The following is a 6,228-nucleotide window of genomic DNA, read 5'->3' as shown; positions in this document are numbered from 1 at the left end:
ACTTCATGTAGAGCCTCATCTGATGGTCGTTGATGTGTCGGCCGGGCAACTCAGCCTCCCTTCGCTACATGGAAGAGCTGTTCATACCCGATTTACCGCGACCACCGACAAGGCACCCCGGCAGCGGGGCGGACTCCTCGGCGCGGCGTTGCGGCAGCGGTTCCGGGCTACGCCCTCCACCGCTGCCGCAACGCCAGTACTCTCATCCTGATTGACGCGCTGCTCTCATCTTGTTTGACGCGCGGCACGCTATGTTGGCTGCTCTACGAAACGGAGTTAAAGGAGGTAAATGGCATAGTCTGATCGACAAGGTGTTTCGCCTGGACACGCTCGCGCTGGGATGGGCTCAGGTCAAGAAGAATGCCGGGGCGGCGGGAGTTGACCGCATGAGCGTGAATCGATTCGCGCAAGCGCGAGACCGATACCTCGCTGAACTGGCGGATGCATTGCAGGACGGTAGCTACCGCCCACAGCCGGTGCGGCGCGTCTACATACCGAAAGGTAAAGGACGCCGCCCGCTCGGTATACCCGCTGTAAAAGACCGCGTAGTTCAAGCGGCCCTAAAGCTGGTGATCGAGCCGATCTTTGAACATGAGTTCGAGCCGAGAAGCTACGGCTTTCGCCCGGGCTTGGGCTGCAAGGATGCGCTGCGCGAGGTAGACCGGCATGTGAAAGCGGGCTACTGCTGGGTGGTCGATGCCGACGTGCAAAGCTATTTCGACTCGATTCCACACTCACCTCTTCTTGCGAGAGTGGCAGGGCGAATCTCGGACGGCCGGGTTCTGGAACTCATCCAGTACTTTCTCAAGCAAGACATCATGGAAGACATGACGCGTTGGACGCCGACTTCCGGCAGTCCTCAAGGGGCGGTTGTTAGCCCCTTGTTGGCAAATCTGTACCTGCACGAGCTTGACGTGGAAATGCGACAGGCAGGGCTGGTCATGGTGCGCTACGCGGATGACGCCGTGGTGTTATGCCGTACACGTGAGGAAGCGGAAGATGCGCTCACTCGCATGCGGGCTTGGGTGGATGCGAACGGCTTGACACTGCATCCTGACAAAACCCACGTTGGGGATTGCCGGCTGGAGGGTCACGGGTTCGAGTTCCTGGGTTACCGGTTCGAGGCAGGTCAACGTTGGGTGCGCAAGAAGAGTCTCATGGGGCTGCGGGATAAAATCCGCGCCCTGACCAAGCGCAACAGGGGCGATTCGATCGAGAGCATCATCGCGTCGATCAACCCGACCCTGCGTGGCTGGTTTGGCTATTTCCAGCACGCCCACCGCTACACCTTCTCGACCGTCGACGGCTTTGTTCGTCGCCGCCTACGAGCGATCCTGCGTCGACAGCTTCACCGTCCGGGTCAGGGTCGATGCCTTCGCGATCACACCCGATGGCCAAATGCCTTCTTCGCTGATCTTGGGCTGTTCACGATGTCCGAGGCCCTTCGATTGGCGCGCCAATCCCGATGTGGAAACAACTGACTGGAGAGCCCGTCGCGGGAAAACCGCACACCGGGTTCGGAGGGAGGGGACGGCGATCGCCGTTTCCTACCCCTATACAAGTTGTGCTGCATTGGTTAAGACCCTATGGCAAACGAGGCAGATTGACTTCGCCGGTGTACTTGGGGAGATTGGTTTCCACGTCGGGATTTTTCTGCAGTCCGAGTTTCATCAGTTCCGTGATTATGCGCTGGGCCGCCGGCCGCTGAACCGAGGTAATGAATGCGCTCCATTCCGCGGCGACTTCCTTTTCTGACGGCAAGGTAGATGCGTTAACCATTTCTTTTATATCAACTAGAGACTGTTTATCGAAGCTCGCGATCCGACGCGCAAATGTATCCACAAAATCGGACAGTTTGGCGTCGGGAAGGGCACGGTTGACATAGCCGTATTGCTCTGCGATCTCACCAGGGTAGTCACAGCCACTCAGCAAAACTTCCAGCGCACGACCTCGGCCGATCAAACGCGGGAGACGTACCATCGGCCCCCCGCCTGGAGTAAAGCCGCCGCCGATTTCGAACTGCGACAGTACTGCTTTCTCACGACTTGCAAATCGCATGTCGCACGCTAGGGCAAGTTCGCTGCCAACGCCGCTAGCACGCCCTCGGATCTCGGCGATTGTCACCACGGAAGAGCGCGCGAGACGGACAAAAATATCTGGAAGTGGCGGCAAGCCGGTGGGACCGGGGGGCATGCTTGTGGTGGTCTCGAGAGGTGGGACGAAATCGAAATGCGTTTGGAAAAATCCCGGTACCGCACTGTCGAATACGACGACTTTTACCGATGGGTCGCTTTCAATTTCAGTGACGACGTCATTGAGCATCGGAATCGACTGCGGTCCGAAGATGTTGAAAGGCGGATGGTTAATCGTGATGCGCCAATAATCATCACTAACGCGCGTAATGCTATATTCATTATTGACATTTGAATGCATCGATTTTCTCCAAACAAGATAAAACGGTGGCTAATTTCGTTAAAATAATATAGATTAAAATGATGGCTGGCGGCGGGCGTATTTTTTTATAAGTCGATGTAAAAATTTCCATAGAAACCATTCTAGGATTGCGGACGCTCCGAGCCAACCCCGATCATGGATAAACATTCTTGTCCCGCGAGAAAATATCGAGTTTGCCGTGATGCACGGTGGACCAACATCGATTGACAAAAATGGTTGCTCATCCGCGGTTGAATGCGTTTCGCCCGCCGATGCGACCTACCTTATTCTTCGATAAAACGGCTATAGAGCGACAACAAGACAGCCACGAGCCGGCATATTTGGAGACTGGCGAGTAAGGCACCGGATCGAGAGTGGAAGTGTGTCCGATCATGCCGCGCCTGCCTCGCTTGGGCAGTAGGCATCTCCGTCCCGCTGCGCATGATCATTTCCTTCTGTTCACAAGTGTTTGTCCGAACCACGCATTCGAGAGCGAATCCAAAGCGCGTAGGTAGAAAACATGGGGCGGATTGGCGAAAGACACTGCTCAATTCATGCGGAGGTTTTACATGAGCCACTCACCGATGGACGGACTGTCGACCCAGGAGTCGTCCGGCGACGACTACACCTCGCTCGCAAGCGAGATTGTCGACATTTTCTACAAGATCTATGGAACCCATCCGGGCTTCCGCGTCAACCATGCGAAAGGCATCGTTGCGCTTGGCAGTTTCGTTGCCACGCCTGCAGCGGCGGAATTGAGCTGCGCGGCACTCTTCGACGGCAGCAGCATCCCCTTTACCGCACGCTTTTCGAACGACGGTGGTTTCCCGGCCATCCCGGACGGCGCACCTGGCAACATCAAGGGAATGGCTGTCAAGTTCCATATGCCCGGTGGGACCGAAGTCGACATCGTAATGCTGGCGATAAAGACCTTCCCGATGGCGACTGGAGACGGGTTCCGCGATCTGCTGAGGGCCATAAGCGAGAGTCCCGACGGCGCACCCAAACCGACCAGACTGGATGAATTCGCTGCCAGCCACCAGACGGTTTCTGCCTCCTTCGACACTGCGGCCACCCCGGACAGTTTCGCACACGAGGAGTACCGCGGCCTCAATGCGTTTATCTTCGTCGATAAGGCAGGGCGTAGGCAGGCGGTGCGGTACGTCATGAACCCCGAAGAACTCGTGTATCTGACTGCTGACGAGGCGGACAGAAAACCGCTCGATTTTCTTATAGACGACCTGCCGCGGCGCATCGCGAAGAAGCCGGTCGTATTTCATCTCATGGCACAGCTTGCTGAAGCCGGTGACCAGACCAAGGATCCGAGCCAGCCTTGGCCCAACGAGCGTCATGTGGTCGACCTTGGCGTACTGACACTCCACACGACCCTTGCCAACAGTCGGGAGGTGCAGAAAGACTTGCTGTTCCTGCCAACCAACCTTACCGACGGAATCGAGTTCTCTGATGACAAAATGCCGCTCCTCAGGACCGCCGTATACGGCTTGGCGTTCGCGCGACGCAGCCGATGACCGCACACCAGGATCGACGTGCTGCAACTGAGCTGCGTCTCAAAAAAATACTACACGATTGACACCTCTTGCATCGCTGGCGATATCAGCCCCTGCCTAGCGCGTTCGCTATGGCTACTAAGAGGCTAGTTCAACAAGCCGACTCCGCTCGTTTGAATTTGTTCCAGCAGACGAGCGAGCAAGCAAATTTGAGGAATGCTTCATGAACTTCGCTACGACGATCGAATCGGATACGAAGACGCCGGAATCTGTGGAGCCACGAATGAGTCCGTTGCCCCTGACGTTGTGCGACCACCCAATGCTCCGCACGAATGGACTTACCGCTACAAGGAAATGCGCGAAGGGTCGTCGTAGTGGGGGCCAGCTTCGTTGGACCGGAAGTGGTCGCCGCACGGCTAGTAATGACGCGACTGTCAGCCAGGGGGCGAAGTGTATGCACACGCTGTAAATCCATACCAGGGACCGGCCGGTGAACAGCTTCGGCTCCCGTGGCGAGCAACTGGCGGTCGTAGGGCACCTTGCTTTCATCCGCGAGCTCCGCTTCGTGTGCGGCTTTAAGTGAAGACGTACGACGTTTGCCTCCAGACGAAGATCGATGCGTTGCTCTGCGTAGAAGGCGTCTTCGCGAAGCAGCCCCATTCTTCAGACGCAACCCCAGCCAGATAATCTTTGCAGTGACTCGGTCGGTCCGCGGGCGGTGCATCGCCGTCGCTTAGCATTTTGAGACTGCCCGCATAGCAGAGCCGACGTCGGCGCTCGGAAGCGGCAAAACCAGCAGCCCCTACGCCGACGGTAACGATCTCCTGCGGCGCTTGGCAGAGCGCGGGCATTGAACCAGCAGGCAAAGGTAGCCTGTGGGCACAAAGACCTTGTCACCTCGCATCGTCGTGGACCAGCACCCGACGGGACTTAGCGCCGGCGCTCGCACCGCCTGGCCCGTGCGCAGGCTGAAGCAAGCGTGATGCCACGGGCAACGTGCTGTGCCCCCGACAATCGACTCTTCGCCGAGCGGCGCGTGGTAGTGAGAACAGGCAGCGAGAACAGCGAGGAATTCACCGCCCGTGCAATCATTACGTCGTTACCGAAATGACCTCCGAACGACTCGATGGGCACACCCTTAGACGGATCGGGGCCGCTTTTATTTGCCGAGTCACCGTTCATGCGAATCTCCACAAGCGCTTGACGCACGCCGAGATAGCGAGTAGTCGCCCACGTCACGTTATTGATCTTGGATTGTTCACCTGTGCGTCTCTTCAAAAGTACCTTTTCCGGTCACGGTTTAGAAGATGTTCGATTTAATCTCACCGAGACGTCGTTAGTGCCTGCTTCAGACGATATTGAGGGTTAAACGAACAAATACAGCTCTACTGGAAAAGCGCGCAACAGTTCAGCCGAGCGTGTCCACATGAGACTCCAATCTTCAAATAGTGGACATGCCGGTGCGTTGTGCTCGATCCGATTGTGAAAACGGGCGTGCCAAGATGACCACTGGTCTGAACGTTTACGTGACGTCACCGCATCTAACAGCGGCTACTTGTGCGCACTATCCACGCGAACTTTTGACAGATACCGCACCTATGCTTGCGCACCCCGTTTCCGAAAACGATTTCTTCTCCGGCGAGGGTGGCTGCGCATCAGGAAATACACCTTTTACCGAGCGATGTTTGTTTAGCAGAGAGCAAAGGCTACAGTAAAAGCAAGGATGCGTGGATCTTCTGCCTTTTGACGGGCAGTCACCGCAAACTCCGAACGACATTTGACTGCGCGGCCGGCTAATAGGAGGTCTCATGAATTTCGCGAAGCCACTTACCGGCTTTTGGCGGTTATCGCTTATATGCATTTCAACTATCTCAGCTTCTGCTCATGCGCAACAGGCGCCGCAACCAGGATATCACTACACGCTTCCGCTCAAGATCGCCATCGAGGCGGCGCAAGAGGCACTGCGGGTGTGCGAGGAGAAGCACTATTGGTCGACGGCAACCGTCGTTGATATGGATGGAGTACCTCAAGTTGTTTTGTGGGCCGGCCCCCGCGAAAACCGGACACTGGGTAACGCTTAAACTATGAGGTAGTCTTCCGCCTATGTTTAAGCCTACAACTAACAACATGGAACCCGTTGAGGTTCTGACGCAGCCGGAGCAACGCCGACGCCGCTCAGTTGAAGAGAAACTGGCGATTGTGCGTGAGACCTTCGAACCCGGAGCCACCGTCTCCGGGGTAGCCCGACGTCATCAGGTGAATGCGAACCAGGTGTTTGCGTGGCGCA

General features: G+C 56.6%; 5 protein-coding genes and 2 pseudogenes. 4 read left to right on the top strand and 3 right to left on the bottom strand.

Annotated elements, in window-relative coordinates; all coding sequences use genetic code 11:
* Positions 1 to 251: 251 nt before the first annotated feature.
* Positions 252 to 1,481, top strand: coding sequence for a group II intron reverse transcriptase/maturase (gene ltrA / locus M3I54_RS43285; RefSeq protein ID WP_254346510.1), 1,230 nt, complete (start codon positions 252 to 254; stop codon positions 1,479 to 1,481).
* Positions 1,482 to 1,584: 103 nt separating this feature from the next.
* Here ltrA and M3I54_RS43280 read toward each other — a convergent pair whose 3' ends face one another.
* Positions 1,585 to 2,433 carry an enoyl-CoA hydratase/isomerase family protein gene (locus M3I54_RS43280; protein ID WP_254346509.1) on the bottom strand — a complete coding sequence of 283 codons (849 nt, stop codon included), beginning with the start codon at positions 2,431 to 2,433 and terminating at the stop codon, positions 1,585 to 1,587.
* A 569-nt stretch (positions 2,434 to 3,002) separates the two neighbouring features.
* Between M3I54_RS43280 and M3I54_RS43275 the strand changes: the two genes are divergently transcribed.
* Entirely contained in the window at positions 3,003 to 3,962 is a 960-nt protein-coding gene (locus M3I54_RS43275) for a catalase family peroxidase (protein ID WP_254346508.1), read from the top strand.
* A gap of 130 nt (positions 3,963 to 4,092) precedes the next feature.
* Here M3I54_RS43275 and M3I54_RS43270 read toward each other — a convergent pair.
* A pseudogene (locus M3I54_RS43270) lies at positions 4,093 to 4,284 on the bottom strand (IS5/IS1182 family transposase); the annotation flags it as partial.
* A 459-nt stretch (positions 4,285 to 4,743) separates the two neighbouring features.
* Positions 4,744 to 5,010, bottom strand: a pseudogene (locus M3I54_RS45625) (Rieske 2Fe-2S domain-containing protein); the annotation flags it as partial.
* 739 nt (positions 5,011 to 5,749) lie between these two features.
* Here M3I54_RS45625 and M3I54_RS43265 point away from each other — a divergent pair.
* Together M3I54_RS43265 and M3I54_RS43260 are read left to right on the top strand one after the other, a co-directional pair.
* Positions 5,750 to 6,022, top strand: coding sequence for a hypothetical protein (locus tag M3I54_RS43265; RefSeq protein ID WP_254346507.1), 273 nt, complete (start codon positions 5,750 to 5,752; stop codon positions 6,020 to 6,022).
* Between the two features lie 46 nt (positions 6,023 to 6,068).
* On the top strand, positions 6,069 to 6,228 hold a 160-nt coding region (locus M3I54_RS43260), incomplete at its 3' end, for a transposase (protein ID WP_254338201.1).

The organism is Paraburkholderia sp. CNPSo 3274 (assembly GCF_024206475.1).
Lineage (GTDB): Bacteria > Pseudomonadota > Gammaproteobacteria > Burkholderiales > Burkholderiaceae > Paraburkholderia.
This window is presented reverse-complemented; position numbering and strand designations above follow the sequence as displayed.

Bases quoted from the DNA above. Each gene is read 5' to 3' on its own strand.
- M3I54_RS43275 (WP_254346508.1), top strand. From the start codon at position 3,003: ATGAGCCACTCACCGATGGACGGACTGTCGACCCAGGAGTCGTCCGGC.
- M3I54_RS43280 (WP_254346509.1), bottom strand. From the start codon at position 2,433: ATGCATTCAAATGTCAATAATGAATATAGCATTACGCGCGTTAGTGAT.
- M3I54_RS43265 (WP_254346507.1), top strand. From the start codon at position 5,750: ATGAATTTCGCGAAGCCACTTACCGGCTTTTGGCGGTTATCGCTTATA.
- ltrA (WP_254346510.1), top strand. From the start codon at position 252: ATGTTGGCTGCTCTACGAAACGGAGTTAAAGGAGGTAAATGGCATAGT.